The organism is Nitrosospira sp. Nsp2 (assembly GCF_003050965.1).
Taxonomy (GTDB): Bacteria; Pseudomonadota; Gammaproteobacteria; order Burkholderiales; family Nitrosomonadaceae; genus Nitrosospira.
This window is the reverse complement of sequence record NZ_QAOU01000005.1, coordinates 212,797-227,398: the sequence shown is the minus strand read 5'-3', so window position 1 is coordinate 227,398 and position 14,602 is coordinate 212,797. Positions and strand designations below refer to the sequence as shown.

The 14,602-nt window shown below is 54.3% G+C and carries 18 protein-coding genes; 2 read left to right on the top strand and 16 right to left on the bottom strand.

The genetic code is table 11. The features are described from left to right. A partial coding sequence (locus C8R31_RS16325; protein ID WP_219907521.1) for a hypothetical protein occupies positions 1-223 on the top strand: 223 nt, incomplete at its 5' end. 104 nt (positions 224-327) lie between these two features. Here C8R31_RS16325 and C8R31_RS12305 read toward each other — a convergent pair. Next, complete coding sequence (locus tag C8R31_RS12305) at positions 328-1,077, bottom strand: Nif3-like dinuclear metal center hexameric protein (protein ID WP_107694355.1); 750 nt, start codon at positions 1,075-1,077, stop codon at positions 328-330. A gap of 56 nt (positions 1,078-1,133) precedes the next feature. Here C8R31_RS12305 and C8R31_RS12300 point away from each other — a divergent pair, with 56 nt between their 5' ends. After that, a complete protein-coding gene (locus tag C8R31_RS12300) occupies positions 1,134-2,327 on the top strand; it encodes a Do family serine endopeptidase (RefSeq protein WP_107694354.1) in 1,194 nt (397 codons plus the stop codon). A 97-nt stretch (positions 2,328-2,424) separates the two neighbouring features. On the opposite strand, the gene tatC is transcribed toward C8R31_RS12300, so the two are convergent. The 15 genes from tatC to odhB all read right to left on the bottom strand — a co-directional run bounded on the left by tatC (position 2,425) and on the right by odhB (position 14,596). After that, the gene (gene tatC, locus C8R31_RS12295) at positions 2,425-3,207 is read right to left on the bottom strand and encodes a twin-arginine translocase subunit TatC (protein ID WP_107694353.1); all 783 of its coding nucleotides are present in this window, start codon (positions 3,205-3,207) and stop codon (positions 2,425-2,427) included. 328 nt (positions 3,208-3,535) lie between these two features. Beyond that, positions 3,536-3,949, bottom strand: a complete 414-nt coding sequence (gene tatB / locus C8R31_RS12290; protein ID WP_107694352.1) for a Sec-independent protein translocase protein TatB — start codon at positions 3,947-3,949, stop codon at positions 3,536-3,538. A gap of 103 nt (positions 3,950-4,052) precedes the next feature. Further along, positions 4,053-4,280: a Sec-independent protein translocase subunit TatA gene (gene tatA / locus C8R31_RS12285; protein ID WP_107694351.1), complete on the bottom strand. Its 228-nt coding sequence runs from the start codon at positions 4,278-4,280 to the stop codon at positions 4,053-4,055. 11 nt (positions 4,281-4,291) lie between these two features. Continuing rightward, positions 4,292-4,645, bottom strand: a complete 354-nt coding sequence (locus tag C8R31_RS12280) for a histidine triad nucleotide-binding protein (protein ID WP_107694350.1) — start codon at positions 4,643-4,645, stop codon at positions 4,292-4,294. Next, entirely contained in the window at positions 4,646-4,972 is a 327-nt protein-coding gene (locus C8R31_RS12275) for a phosphoribosyl-ATP diphosphatase (RefSeq protein ID WP_107694349.1), read from the bottom strand. Next, the gene (gene hisI, locus C8R31_RS12270; protein ID WP_107694348.1) at positions 4,969-5,358 is read right to left on the bottom strand and encodes a phosphoribosyl-AMP cyclohydrolase; all 390 of its coding nucleotides are present in this window, start codon (positions 5,356-5,358) and stop codon (positions 4,969-4,971) included. Before hisI ends, C8R31_RS12275 begins: the two co-directional genes overlap by 4 nt. 24 nt (positions 5,359-5,382) lie before the next feature. Continuing rightward, positions 5,383-6,141, bottom strand: coding sequence for an imidazole glycerol phosphate synthase subunit HisF (gene hisF / locus C8R31_RS12265; RefSeq protein WP_107694347.1), 759 nt, complete (start codon positions 6,139-6,141; stop codon positions 5,383-5,385). 107 nt (positions 6,142-6,248) lie between these two features. Beyond that, a complete protein-coding gene (gene hisA / locus C8R31_RS12260; RefSeq protein ID WP_107694346.1) occupies positions 6,249-7,022 on the bottom strand; it encodes a 1-(5-phosphoribosyl)-5-[(5-phosphoribosylamino)methylideneamino]imidazole-4-carboxamide isomerase in 774 nt (257 codons plus the stop codon). Between the two features lie 50 nt (positions 7,023-7,072). Continuing rightward, positions 7,073-7,738 carry an imidazole glycerol phosphate synthase subunit HisH gene (hisH, locus tag C8R31_RS12255; RefSeq protein WP_107694345.1) on the bottom strand — a complete coding sequence of 222 codons (666 nt, stop codon included), beginning with the start codon at positions 7,736-7,738 and terminating at the stop codon, positions 7,073-7,075. A gap of 26 nt (positions 7,739-7,764) precedes the next feature. After that, entirely contained in the window at positions 7,765-8,352 is a 588-nt protein-coding gene (hisB, locus tag C8R31_RS12250; protein ID WP_107694344.1) for an imidazoleglycerol-phosphate dehydratase HisB, read from the bottom strand. Positions 8,353-8,423: 71 nt separating this feature from the next. Beyond that, a complete protein-coding gene (hisC, locus tag C8R31_RS12245; RefSeq protein WP_107694343.1) occupies positions 8,424-9,494 on the bottom strand; it encodes a histidinol-phosphate transaminase in 1,071 nt (356 codons plus the stop codon). Between the two features lie 55 nt (positions 9,495-9,549). Beyond that, positions 9,550-10,890 carry a histidinol dehydrogenase gene (gene hisD, locus C8R31_RS12240; protein ID WP_107694381.1) on the bottom strand — a complete coding sequence of 447 codons (1,341 nt, stop codon included), beginning with the start codon at positions 10,888-10,890 and terminating at the stop codon, positions 9,550-9,552. Positions 10,891-10,924: 34 nt separating this feature from the next. Beyond that, a complete protein-coding gene (hisG, locus tag C8R31_RS12235) occupies positions 10,925-11,581 on the bottom strand; it encodes an ATP phosphoribosyltransferase (RefSeq protein WP_107694342.1) in 657 nt (218 codons plus the stop codon). Positions 11,582-11,777: 196 nt separating this feature from the next. After that, a complete protein-coding gene (lpdA, locus tag C8R31_RS12230) occupies positions 11,778-13,226 on the bottom strand; it encodes a dihydrolipoyl dehydrogenase (RefSeq protein WP_107694341.1) in 1,449 nt (482 codons plus the stop codon). Positions 13,227-13,303: 77 nt separating this feature from the next. Continuing rightward, a complete protein-coding gene (gene odhB, locus C8R31_RS12225) occupies positions 13,304-14,596 on the bottom strand; it encodes a 2-oxoglutarate dehydrogenase complex dihydrolipoyllysine-residue succinyltransferase (RefSeq protein ID WP_107694340.1) in 1,293 nt (430 codons plus the stop codon). Between the last annotated feature and the right edge of the window lie 6 nt (positions 14,597-14,602).

Genomic DNA, 14,602 nt, shown 5'->3' with positions numbered 1-14,602 from the left:
AGTCGCGCTCAACAGCGCTCCACATGCCAGCGTAACCACCCTCAGCCAAGGCTTCGATGCCATCTCTTCTCTCCTATCTTCCGTAGTAATTTTTTGTCAGATATTAAAACTAACTCGCGGGTCAGAAAACCCGGCCACTTACAACAACACGACAAAGCAACACGACCTCGAACATCCCTGGCCGCTCTGCTTCTCGTTTCCTGACCAACATACTCTTTTATAATTTTTATATAACCACACTGTATCGCTGGTTTATGTAAACCGGTAGCACCAGTATCAAGACTCTTGCTGGTACCACCCGCGGGCTTCAGCCGTTCCTTGAATATCTTATACCGGACTATCGATATCGATAAACTGGTGAGTAATTCCAAATTTTTGCGATATATGCTCGCCTAACGCCTGAACCCCGTACCGCTCGGTAGCGTGATGACCGGCCGAGATAAATGCCACACCCGACTCACGGGCTGTATGGACGGTCCTCTCGGAAATTTCCCCGGTGACAAACGCGTCCACACCCAGTTGGATCGCCTCTTCAAAATAACTTTGGGCGGCGCCGGTGCACCAGGCCATCCGCTGTACTAGCTTCGCTTCATTCCCGATTACCAGAGGCTTCCTGCCCAGCGTGCGTTCAATGGTTACTTGCAGAGCTTTCAAATTCAACGCTCCTGACTGGAGGGTTCCAAGCATTGCAATATTTTGCTCGCCAAAACGGCCTGTTTCAACGAAGCCCAGCCGATGGGCCAGTTGAATGTTATTGCCGAAGTCGGGATGGGCATCAAGCGGCAAGTGATAGGAAAGCAGGCCCATGTTGTGCTTCATCAGAAAAGCGATACGGCGGTGCTTCATTCCAATCAGGCACGGGTCTTCGCCACGCCAAAAATAACCATGGTGGACAAGAATGACGTCGGCATTAACGGCCACTGCGGCTTCCAATAGCTCAAGCGAGGCTGTAACACCGCTTACAAGACAGCGCACCTCATTTCTTCCTTCCACTTGCAACCCATTTGGGCAATAATCATGAAAGCGGGTGGTATTCAGCAGTTGATTCAAATAGATTTCGAGTTCGTTCAATCGCATCAGAATTCACCGGTCATTACTGAAACCATTTTAGAATCGAAATCAATAACCATTAAATGCGCAAACTCTGGCTGATTTTCGCACAAACGACGACAGTAGTCCTGGCAGCGCTGTTCGTTGTCTCGACGCTGCGACCCGAACTGCTCCCATGGAAGTCGCCTACCGGTGCAACCATGGTCACCATAAAAGAAGCGGTCACTCCCGCGCCGATATCGGATGCGACCCCCAAATCCGGCAGTTTTAGCGCCGCCGCGCAAAAAGCCATGCCATCGGTCGTAAACGTTTTTACCAGCAAGGAAATCAAAGTATCTTCCCATCCGTTGATGGAAGATCCGGTGTTCCGGCGCTTCTTCGGTGACCGCTTCGAATCGCAGAGCCGGCGAGCATCGAGCCTTGGCTCGGGCGTGATTGTGAGTCCAGAAGGTTACATTCTTACCAACCACCATGTTATAGAAGCCGCGGATGAAATCAAGATTGCGCTTTCTGATGGAAGGGAGGCTAAAGCACGGGTTATCGGATCCGATCCCGAGACCGATCTGGCAGTGGTAAAGGTCGATATGCAATCCCTGCCAGCGATGACCTTCGGCCAGTCCGATAATGCCCAGGTAGGCGATATCGTGCTCGCCATAGGCAATCCCTTCGGCGTGGGGCAGACGGTAACCATGGGCATTATCAGTGCGCTAGGGAGGACTCATCTGGGCATCAATACGTTTGAAAATTTCATTCAGACTGATGCTGCCATCAACCCTGGCAATTCCGGCGGTGCGCTGGTTGATGTCTCGGGCAATCTGATTGGCATAAATACCGCGATTGTATCCCGCACCGGCGGATCGCTCGGTATCGGGTTTGCGATCACCACCAGTGTTGCCAAGCAGATCATGGAGCAAATTATTCAAACAGGCGGCGTTGTCCGCGGATGGATTGGAGTAGAAGTTCAAGACCTGACGCCAGAACTGGCGGAATCTTTCAAACGTCCCAGCACGAACGGTGCCCTGATCGCAGGGGTACTTAAGGGCGGGCCTGCCGATCAAGCCGGCGTGAAGCCGGGGGATATCATCGTGGCGGTAGACGGCAAGCCCGTCATAGACTCGTCCGGCATGCTTAATTTGATTGCCGCATTGGAGCCGGGAAAAGCGGCGACCATTACAGTTGTTCGCAACCAGGCGGAGAAACCAATCAAAATCAACGTTGGCAAGCGTCCCAAGCCGGCACCTCAAGACCAGTATATGGACCCGGATGCCATGGAATGATTCTCTGAGCGCATGGCTAAATTCATCCTTAAAAAACCGGGCAGACCTGTGTAGTCGCCGGTCTGAGGGAACTCAGCTTTCGCTCCTCCCTCCAGCTTCATTTCTCCAGTTCGTGTTCCGCATCCTTCTCATTGGCCGGCGGAGAAACCGGCGATCTTTCCCGATTGTCGGATTTCTGCAGAACATTGGCAACCAGTATTCCAGCTTCATAAAGCAGATAAAGCGGAACCGCCAGCATGAATTGTGAAACCACATCCGGGGGGGTGAATATCGCGCCAATTACGAATGCGCCAACCAGAACATAGGAACGGACCTCCTTCAGTTTTTCAATCGATACAATATCCACTCGCACCAGTATTACAACCAATATCGGTACCTCGAAGGTGATGCCGAAGGCGATGAACATCGTTAGCACGAAGTCGAGATATCTGCCGATATCGGTCATGACTGCAACACCCTGGGGGGCAAAATGGGTGATAAACTCAAATACTAGGGGCAGGGCGGCAAAGTATGCGAACGACATGCCACAAAAAAACAGTACACTGCTGGCGAGCACCAGCGGCAGTACAAGACGTTTTTCATGCGAATACAATCCCGGAGCGACAAAAGCCCAGATTTGATAGAGGGTGTGCGGCAGAGTAATGACGAAAGCGACCATCATCGCGACTTTCATGGGCACGAAAAATGGAGTGACCACTTCGGTTGCGATCATCTGTCCCCCTTCCGGAAGTTTTTCCAGTAGAGGCTGCGCCAATAAAGAATAGAGTTCCCGTGCATAATAGGCACAGGGAAGAAATCCCAGCAGGATTCCAGCGGACACGCGAATCAATCTGGCGCGGAGTTCGACCAGATGCGAAATGAAGGTCTCGTCGGTACTCATGTTGTCAACGGCAGCCGGGAAGTGGAGCGGCTGTTATACCGGGTTAGGTTATCGAAGTATAGGTTATGGCTGGGCAAACGGTATCCGAATAGCTCGCCTCGGGCGTAGCGGTGCTGGAACGGGGGCGGGGACGGCAAGACATAACAGCCATTTTAGTGAACGCAGCCGTTCGTAAGGACGGTGCGTATTCCCTGGCAGTTTCCAGGCTTGTATATTCAGCTAATATGCAGCGCTATGATTTTTTGTGTGTGCCTTGGTTTCCCGGAGCGGGGAGCAATCCACTGAGCGCTTACTGAGAGTTTTCCGGATCAAGCGCCGCTCATGCGCATTATGGTTGTGTCGAGTCTGGCTTAGACTGAATCGATTCGGTAATCGGCTGAACCGGTGCGGCGGGAGAATCTGGTTCGGGGGCCGGCTCCACTATGGCTCCATGCGGCGGTTCAAAAGCGGCATTCACGGACCGTTGCGGCGTCACCTGGATTGCTTCCTGAAACTGACCGATTTCTGATCGTACGGTACTTTCCACTGTGTGCGCCGCGCCTTCCACCGAATTTTGCCACTTTTTGAGTTCCTCCAGTTCCATCTCGCGCTGGATATCGTGTTTGACATCATTAGCATACCGTTGCGCTCGCCCCAATAGATGGCCTAGCGTACGGGCCACTTTAGGAAGCCGTTCCGGACCCAGCACAATCAGCGCCACTACCGCTATAACGAGAATTTCAGAGAAACTGATGTCGAACATTTCGTGTAGAGGGTCACGATAGGGAATGCATAGAAATGGGCCGGAAATCGGCGTGCATAAGCGCTTTGACGCCGGTGCGGACATTCTGCCTAGCCAAGGAAGTTCAGGGTCTGATCTGGGTCGTGTCCTTGGCATCTACATCGGTAATTCGAGACTCGGTTGGCTTGTTTGCAGACGTTATCTCTTCTTCGTCCGCGCTCTTGATTCCCTCCTTGAAACCTTTGACCGCGCCGCCCAGATCGCTCCCGAGGTTCCGAAGTTTCTTAGTCCCAAATACCAGCACAACGATCAGCAGAACCACAAGCCAATGCCAGATACTGAATGATCCCATCATTTACTCCTTTATCGGGGGTGAGGGAGCATGCCGGGCAGGCGGTCCGTGCCGCCTATGACATGAATGTGGAAATGATAAACTTCCTGCCCTCCAACGCGTCCAGTATTGATGATTGTGCGAAAACCATCCGTACAGCCTTGCTGTCGCGCCAAGCGCGGTACCAGCACCATCATGCCCCCGAGCAAACCGCGGTGCTCGTCTTCGGCTTCTGCAAGCGAACTGAGATGCAACTTGGGTATCAGCATGAAATGTACGGGCGCCGCCGGATGAATATCGTGAAATGCAAAAACGTCCTCGTCTTCGTATATTTTCTCACTAGGGATTTCACCCCGCACAATCTTGCAGAAGATGCAGTTGTCCATTTATCCCGGTTTCCGCGATGCTTTTTCGTCAATTCCTGAAATTCCTTCCCGCCGCTGCAATTCATCCAGCACCGCTTCGGGCCTCATACCATGGTGCGCCAATAGCACCAGACAGTGAAACCAGAGGTCAGCCACTTCGCGGACCACATGCGGTTTATCGCCATCTTTCGAGGCCATCAACACCTCCGCCGACTCTTCCGCGATTTTTTTCAATATCTTGTCCTCACCTTCATGCAGCAGGTTGGCTACATAAGATGCCGAGCGGTTGGCGTCCTTGCGTGCGTCAATAACATCAGCCAGATGGCAAAGAATAGACGAGTCGCTCATTTCCTGTAGATTTCATCCGGACTTTTGAGGATGGGGGCAGTCACTTCCCACAGCCCGTTCTCCAGTTTGTTGAAAAAACAACTGTGTCTTCCGGTATGACAGGCAATCTCGCCTACTTGTTCCACCCTGAGCAGCAGAACGTCATTATCACAATCAAGGCGGATTTCCTTCACTTTCTGGACATGGCCGGATTCTTCGCCTTTATGCCAGAGCTTTTTGCGGGAGCGCGACCAGTAGTGCGCCTCATTAGTATGTACCGTGAGCTTCAGCGCCTCGCGATTCATCCATGCGACCATCAACACGTCGTTGCTGGCTGCTTCCTGCGTCACCACCTGTACCAGCCCATCGTCGGACCAGTTTATCTTGTTGAGCCAAATATCGGACATAGATGTGCTTGAAGATGAATGTTACTACAACCGTACTTCGATGCCATGTTGGGCCATATACTCTTTAGCCTGGCGGACCGTGTATTCGCCGTAGTGGAAAATACTCGCTGCCAGCACTGCGTCCGCATGGCCTTCTATAACTCCGTCTACCAAGTGTTGCAAATTACCTACGCCGCCACTCGCGACCACCGGCACATCCACTGTGTCAGATACCGTACGGATCAGAGTCAGGTCAAAACCGTTGCGGGTCCCGTCTCGATCCATGCTCGTGAGTAGTATTTCGCCCGCGCCCAGTGCCTGCATCTTCTTTGCCCATTCGATCGCATCGAGGCCGGTAGCGTTACGGCCGCCATGCGTGAAGACTTCCCATCGATTCTCGACCCGCTTGACATCAATGGCCACCACGATACATTGCGAGCCGTAGCGGTCCGCGGCATCCCGCACCAACTCAGGATTAAGGACTGCCGACGTGTTGATGCTTACTTTGTCCGCCCCGGCGTTCAGCAGCCTGCGCACATCTTCTACCTTGCGAACCCCGCCGCCGACGGTCAGGGGGATGAAGACCTGGGCTGCTACTTCTTCAATAATATGCAATATCAGGTCGCGATTATCCGAACTGGCCGTAATATCGAGAAAGGTCAGTTCATCCGCTCCCTGGTCATCGTAGCGGCGCGATATTTCGATCGGATTCCCCGCGTCCCTAAGCCCGATAAAATTGACGCCCTTGACAACCCGTCCATTGGTCACGTCCAGGCAGGGGATGATTCGCTTTGCAAGACCCATACATTAAAGACCTTTACAATAAAGGTAAACAGAAATCAGAAGAAGACAATTGGCGGGGGAACGGCATTGACGATGGTTTTGTTGTTCGCCGGGCCCGGATTGGCATTTCAGGAGGGGAGTGTCACGTCGCTGGTTGCCGCTTTTGGGGTAAGTTCATCAGCCAGCGCCTGCGCCAATTTGAAATCCAAGGCGCCTTCATAGATGGCGCGTCCAGTAATCGCGCCGGCAATACCTTCCGATGCAATGTTACACAGGGCGCGGACGTCGTCGAGGTTGCCGATACCGCCGCTGGCAATGACAGGGATAGTCAGTGCGCGCGCGAGTTCCATGGTCGCCTGAACATTAACGCCGCTCAACATCCCATCGCGTCCAATATCGGTGTAGATGATCGCTTCAACGCCGTAGTCCTCGAATTTCTTTGCCAGATCCACGACATCATGACCCGTGACCTTGGACCAGCCATTGACCGCTACTTTTCCGCCCTTCGCATCCAGTCCTACCATGATATGACCCGGGAAGGCATTACAAGCATCGTGAAGGAATCCTGGCGTCTTCACCGCCGCGGTACCGATGATGACGTAGGTAATACCATCGTCGAGATAGCGTTCAATAGTTTCGAGATCACGTATGCCACCGCCAAGTTGAGTCGGAATTTTATCGCCAATCGCTTCAATAATTTCACGAATGGCTGGCTCATTCTTCGGTTTTCCTGCAAACGCGCCATTAAGGTCCACCAGGTGCAGTCGGCGCGCACCCTGATTCAGCCAGTGTCTGGCCATGGCACCGGGGTCTTCGGAAAACACCGTGGCGTTTTCCATCACGCCTTGTTTAAGACGCACGCAGTGGCCGTCCTTCAGGTCTATAGCAGGAATGATCAGCATTTTGAGTCGGGATCGGAATTATGATTGAGTATCGGTATATAGATACAAGGTTAAACCCGGCTGGGGGTGTCAATGGATACCGCGGGCTGCCAGCGCGCGAAATTGCTTAGGAGTGCCAGGCCCGCCTCTTGACTTTTTTCAGGGTGAAACTGGACGGCGAAAATATTATCTTTTGCTACCGCGCAAGTAAATGGAAACGGATAACGCGTATATGCCGCCAGGGGCTCAGGGTGGGTGGTTTCCACATAATAGCTGTGGACGAAGTAGAAGCGCGCATCCTGGGGTATGTCTTTCCACATGGGGTGCTCGACTGCCTGATGCACCTGGTTCCAGCCCATGTGGGGTACTTTAAATCTTTGCTCAGCATCCGCTGCCGCCGTGGCGGCGAAACGCCGCACCTTTCCAGTTACGATGCCAAGGCCCTTGACGTTGCCTTCCTCGCTGCTGTCAAACAGCATCTGCAGGCCGAGGCAAATACCGAGAAACGGCTTACGCATCGCGGCGTCGACCACTGCATCCGTCAATCCCAGCCTATCCAATTCGCGCATGCAGTCGGGCATTGCCCCTTGACCCGGGACGACGACGCGAGAAGCTCTGCGCACCACGTCCGGATCGCTGGTTACGCTTATGGAAGCGCCTTGAGCGACATGTTCGAGCGCTTTGGAGACGGAGCGCAGATTGCCCATGCCATAGTCAACGATTGCGATATCAGCCATACCATGCAAATGAGAAGTGAAGGAGCTTACAAAGAGCCTTTGGTGGACGGGACGGTGCCCGCCGCGCGGGGATCGATTTCCATTGCCATGCGCAAAGCACGACCAAACGCCTTGAATACTGTTTCTGCCTGGTGATGGGCATTCGTACCCGAGAGATTCTCGATGTGCAACGTAATCAAGGCATGATTGACAAAGCCCTGGAAAAATTCATTAATCAGGTCAACATCGAAATCGCCTATCCTTGCCCGTACGAAATCGACTTTGAATTTCATCCCCGGCCTGCCGGAGAGATCGACTACAACGCGGGATAATGCTTCGTCCAAAGGCACATAGGCATGACCGTAACGGCGCAAACCCTTCTTATCGCCGACTGCCCGCGCGAATGCCTGGCCCAGCGAAATACCGATATCCTCTACGGTATGGTGTGCGTCGATGTGCAGGTCACCTTTAGCCGCAATTTCCAGATCGATCATTCCATGACGCGCTATCTGGTCCAGCATATGATCGAGAAAAGGTACACCTGTATCCAGTACTGCGTTTCCCGTTCCATCCAGATTGACATTCAGATCGATCTGGGTTTCGAGCGTGTTGCGGTTGACCTGAGCCTGGCGCATGAGATTAGTGAGATGGAGCAGGGATAGGAAGATTATTCATTTTGTCGTTCATTCTTGTCACGCTGCGCAGGTTATGCAAGTGAAGCCTCCAATGCGGCCATAAAAGATGCGTTTTCATCAGGCTTGCCTACGGTCACACGCAAGCAATTTTTCAGCAGAGGATGTGTTCCGTTGAGATTCTTGATCAATACACCGCGTTTTTTGAGTTTCTGAAACACGTCACTGGCTTCACTTACGCGGAATAGTATAAAGTTTGCGTCTGTCGGAAAGGATTCGATGCCGTTCATCGCCGACAATTGTTCGCACAATACTGCCCGGTCTTTCTTGATCGCAGCAGCCTGTTGCAACAGGACATCGCGATGCTGTAACACTTTCTCCGCGATCAGTTGGGTGACGATCCCCACATTATACGGCAACCGCAGTTTTTCCAGCTGGATCAGCCACTCCGGCCTTCCTGCCAAAAGACCCAGCCTCAAACCAGCCAACCCGAGCTTTGAAAGCGTGCGCATCAACAAAAGGTTAGGATACTGCGACAGTTTATCCATGAAGCTTGCGTTGGCAAAGGCCTGATAGGCCTCATCCACCACCACCAGCCCAGGTGCAGCTTCAATGATACGTGAGATTGCACTGGCGTCAAACAGGTTACCGGTAGGGTTATTGGGATAGGCGATGAAAATCAGTGCTGGCTGGCACCGGGCGATCGCGTCAAGTACCGCATCCATATCGAGAGAAAAATCGGCCCTTAGGGGCACGCCTGCATACGTCATGCCGGCGAAGGCCGCGATCATGCGAAACATTACGAACGTGGGTTCCACGCTCAGCACCGTGGCGCCGGGTCTGGCGCAGGCGAAAGCAATAATCTGGATAATCTCGTCCGAACCGTTGCCCAGCATGATCTCCATTCCGGCAGGTATCGCCAGTGCTTCGCGCAACGCAGCTTTGAGGGTAACTGCGCTGGCATCCGGATAACGATTGATGGGTGCGTTCGCGGCCAGGTGCGCGATCTCAGCACGCAGCTCCTCTGGTAGCAGGTACGGATTTTCCATCGCATCCAGCTTTACCATCCCGTATGCCGGGGGTACATGGTAAGCCGAGAGCGAGAGAACTTCCGGGCGTATGATCTGATCGGGCGATCCGGGCATTGTCTAAGGTGGAATATATGTCGCGCTCGCAGGTGCGAGCGGCAAAAACGATGCGTTAACCTATGGAAGAGTCCGATGCATCTGGTACCGCAACTGTACGATCCTGGAATCGATATTCCGCCGACCTTGCGTGTGCCTGCAAGCCTTCGCCATGCGCCAGAATCGAAGCGATTCTGCCAAGTCTTGCCGAAGCATCTGCCGACACTTGAATAATGCTGCTGCGTTTCTGAAAATCGTAAACACCCAATGGCGACGAAAAGCGCGCAGTGCGGGAAGTGGGCAATACGTGATTGGGGCCCGCGCAATAGTCGCCGAGCGCCTCGGAAGTATGTCTGCCAAGAAAGATGGCGCCCGCGTGCCTGATTTTATTCATCCAGTTCTCCGGCTGTTCGACCGATAATTCAAGATGTTCCGGCGCGATGCGGTTCGCGATGGCGCACGCCTCATCCAGATCGCGTACCCGAATCAGCGCGCCGCGGCCTTCGAGGGAGGCGCGAATCACCTCTTTACGCGGCATTGCCTCCAGTTGGCGCGAAATACTTGCCGCTACCGCGTCAATGAAATCCGGATCGGGCGAAAGCAGAATTGCTTGTGCCAGTTCATCATGCTCGGCTTGGGAAAACAAATCCATGGCGATCCAGTCGGGGTCGGTCTTGCCATCGCAAATCACGAGTATCTCTGATGGCCCTGCCAGCATATCGATACCTACAACGCCGAATACGCGTCGCTTTGCCGCGGCGACGTACGCATTGCCGGGCCCGACGATTTTGTCCACTTGTGGTACAGTATGAGTCCCATAGGCAAGCGCACCGACCGCCTGCGCGCCGCCAATGGTGAAAACACGGTCCACGTTGCAAATCGCCGCAGCAGCCAGCACCAAGTTGCTCGTTTCGCCGCGCGGAGTCGGCGTTACCATAATAAGCTCGCTCACGCCTGCCACCTTGGCAGGAATCGCATTCATCAGCACCGAGGACGGGTAAGATGCTTTGCCGCCGGGCACGTATAACCCGACCCTGTCCAGCGGGGTTATTTTCTGGCCAAGCAGGGTGCCGTCTGGTTCGACATAGCTCCAGGATTGCGTCAACTGTTTTTCGTGGTAGGCCTGAACCCGTGCTGCGGCCTCCATCAGCGCGCTGCGCTGATCAGCGGGGAGACTGTCGAGCGCCTTTTGCAACCGGTCATGCGGTAGTTCGAGCTCTGCCGCGAAGGCCGCATTTAGATGATCAAAACGGCGAGTATATTCGAGCAACGCTTCATCCCCGCGTTTTTTCATGTCCGCCAGAATATCCGCCGCTGCCGCATCCACGGTTGCATCCTGGGCGTCTTCGAAAGCGAGCAGACGCCCTAACGCTTCATCGAAGCCAGTATCGGTGGAAGACAGGCGCCTTATCTGCATCATGGGAGGCTGTTGTTCTGGTTCATACAACCGGTTAAGCAATAGCTTGTCTTGGAATTGCTGCCGAGAACGCGTCAAGCACCGGCTGTATTGTTTTGCACTTCAATTTCAGCGCAGCCTGGTTGAGGACCAATCGGGCCGAAATGGGCATAATCTCTTCTACCGCCTTGAGGTGATTGGCCTTTAATGTATTTCCGCTTGAAACCAGATCCACGATTGCATCCGCCAATCCCACCAACGGCGCAAGTTCCATTGAGCCGTACAGCTTGATCAGATCCACATGCATTCCTTTTTCGGCAAAATGTTCGCGCGCCGTTTGCAGATACTTGGTTGCAACCCGCACTCTCGCCCCCCGGCGGACGGCTGATTCGTAATCAAAATCGTCTCGCACTGCCACCATCATGCGACAGCACGCGATATTCAAATCCAGCGGTTGGTAGAGCCCGGCGCCACCATGTTCCAGCAGTACGTCCTTCCCTGCGATGCCCATGTCCGCAGCTCCATACTGCACGTAAGTTGGCACGTCCGAGGCGCGTACGATGATGAGTCGTACATTTTCGCGGTTCGTGGCCAGAATCAGTTTGCGCGATGCATCGGGATCATCAAGCGCGACAATGCCCGCGGCTTTTAATAGCGGCGCGGTATCGTCAAAAATGCGGCCTTTGGAAAGGGCAATCGTGATGCTCGTCATGGCGGATTCTTGAAAACCAGTATTTTACTCCAAAAGCGGCTGAGCCGGACTCGCCGCCAGTATTAAGAGACGCGCCAGGAGGCTCAGGCTTTAAAATAAACTGGCTTGTGACGAGGGTTTGGTGAGTGGAACCCTATATAGACGAACGAGAGGCGCGAGTTTTCTATTGATTCTCGGCCTTCAGGCCCAGCCGATGTTATATATGAATCGCGCGTTTATCCACGCCCAGCGCCGCTTCATGCAGTACTTCAGATAACGACGGGTGCGCGTGCACAATTCGCGCGATATCTTCGCTGCTGGCAGCGAATTCCATCGCCGTCACAGCCTCGGCAATCAATTCGGAAACGTAGGGACCGATCATATGGATTCCTAGTATGCGGTCGGTGTTGGCATCCGCGAGCACTTTGATGAAACCGCCGGTTTCCCCAAGCGCGCGGGCACGTCCATTGGCCATGAAGGGGAATTGTCCTGCTTTGTATTGCACCCCGGCCAATTTTAAATCCTGCTCCGTTTTGCCAACCCACGCGATTTCCGGCGAGGTATAGATCACCCAGGGAATGCTGCCGAGATTCACGTGCCCCGGTTGTCCAGCGATGAGTTCCGCTACCGCCACGCCTTCCTCGGAGGCTTTATGCGCCAGCATCGGCCCGCGTACCACGTCGCCGACGGCATATATATTTGGGAGGTTGGTACGGCAAGTTGCGTCCACCTCGATGTATCCACGATCATCCAGTTTCAGCCCGGCATTTTCCGCCCCAAGGCCGGCCGTGTTAGGGACGCGACCGACTGCAACCACCAGTTTATCCACTTCCAGTTTTTGCGCATTGTTATCCGCGTCCGCATACTCCACGGTAATGTCTTGTTCGCCAGTGGTGATGCTGCTTATTTTGACGCCGGTATGGATTACCAAACCTGTTTCCCGGGTGAAAATTTTCCTCGCCTCTTTTGCTACTTGCTCGTCGGCAGCCGTGAGAAACCCGGGCAGGGCTTCAAGAACAGTTACCTCGGAACCGAGCCTTCGCCAAAGACTGCCCATTTCCAGGCCGATCACGCCACCACCGATCACACCCAACCTTCCAGGCACGTCTGCCAATGCCAGTGCGCCGGTATTGTCCAGTATCCGTTCATTGTCCACCGGTGCGAACGGTAGCTTCCGCGGCGTGGAACCGGTGGCGATAATCACATGCCTGGCCTCGACGGTTTGCGCGGTATCCCCATTCTTCACTTCGATTTGCCAGGGCTGGTCGGTACCATTTTCCTCGCCACGCTTGAGCAGCGTCCCCTGCCCGTGCATTGAGGTGACTTTGTTTTTTTTGAGGAGCATCGCCACGCCGCCGGTGAAGTTTGCAACGATTTTCTCTTTGCGAGACATCATCACCGGGATATCAATCGACAGGCCTTCCACCGTGATGCCGTGGCTTGAGAACTTTCGCGCGGCCCGTTCAAAATTCTCGGAAGACTCAAGGAGAGCCTTCGACGGTATACAGCCGACATTCAGACATGTTCCGCCCAGACTGGGCTTGCCTTGCGGGTTTTTCCACTCGTCGATACAGACGGTATTGAGCCCTAACTGGGCGCAGCGTATCGCTGCCACATACCCGCCTGGACCGGCGCCGATTACCGCGACATCGAAGGATTGAGCCATATTGGTACTTTAAGGATAAGGAAAAGTAAGAAAAAAAGCGTGGAGTCCTATCCATTTTGACAGCTTCCGGTCTGGTTTCAGCCTTCCAGTAACGGGCTCATCGGATATTCAAGGGCCTCTTTCATTGCCACCAGGGAAAGTACCGCTTCCCGCCCATCTATAATGCGGTGGTCGTAGGACAGCGCGAGGTAGCACATCGGACGGATGACCACCTGCCCGTTCTCCGCCACCGGGCGTTCCTTGGTGGCGTGAATGCCGAGAATCGCGCTTTGCGGGGGATTTATGATGGGGGTCGAGAGCAGCGAGCCGAACACGCCTCCATTGGTAACGGAGAATGTGCCGCCGGTCAAGTCTTCGATGGTCAGTTTCCCGTCCTGGGCACGCTTGCCGAGGTCGGCGATTTGCCTTTCGATCTGCGCCTGCGACAAGGACTCTGCATTGCGGAGAATAGGGACCACCAAACCGCGGGGGCTGCTGACGGCAATGCCTATATCGTAATAGCCGTGATAGATGATGTCATTTCCGTCGACGGACGCGTTGACAATGGGAAACCTTTTGAGCGCCGCGACGACCGCCTTTACAAAAAATGACATGAGGCCGAGCTTGACGCCATGTTCTTTTTCGAATTTTTCCTTATGCCGGGCGCGCAAGTCCATTATTGCCTGCATATTGACTTCGTTGAAGGTGGTGAGAATAGCGGCAGTGGATTGAGACTGTACCAACCGCTCGGCAATGCGCGCGCGCAGTCGCGACATGGGCACCCGCTGTTCGGGGCGCTCGCTTGCACTTGCCGCCGGCGCGGCAGCTTGCGGCCTTGCCGAAGTAGGTGCCGGCGCAGGTGTCGGAGCGGGTTCGGGAGAGATTGGGACCGAGGATTCGGCAGGCTTTCCCTCGACATGAGCTACTACATCCTCCTTAGTAATTCGGCCGCCGCGTCCACTACCCTTGATGGCGCCAATTTCAGCGGCATCCAGGTTTGCCTGCGCGGCCTCATTCCGGGCGGCAGGCATCATATGGGGAGTTTTTTCTGTGACGGGGGAAGCAGCGGCCGGGGCGGGAGCGGCGGGCGCGCTTGGTTGCTCCGCACCCTCTGTGGTTTTGGCAGCGACAGCGCCCGCTGCAGTTGTCGCCGCCTCGGTGTCTATGGTGGCAATGACTTCTCCACCCGTGACGGTGCTCCCATCGCCTTTAATGATTTTGGTGAGCACCCCGGTAGCCGGAGCCGGCAATTCCAGCACGACTTTATCAGTCTCAATATCAATCAGATTCTCGTCGCGCGTAACCGTGTCGCCCTCTTTCTTGCGCCATGAGAGCAGCGTGGCTTCCGCTACGGATTCAGATAACGCCGGAACTTTGACTTCAACGAGCATGTTCAT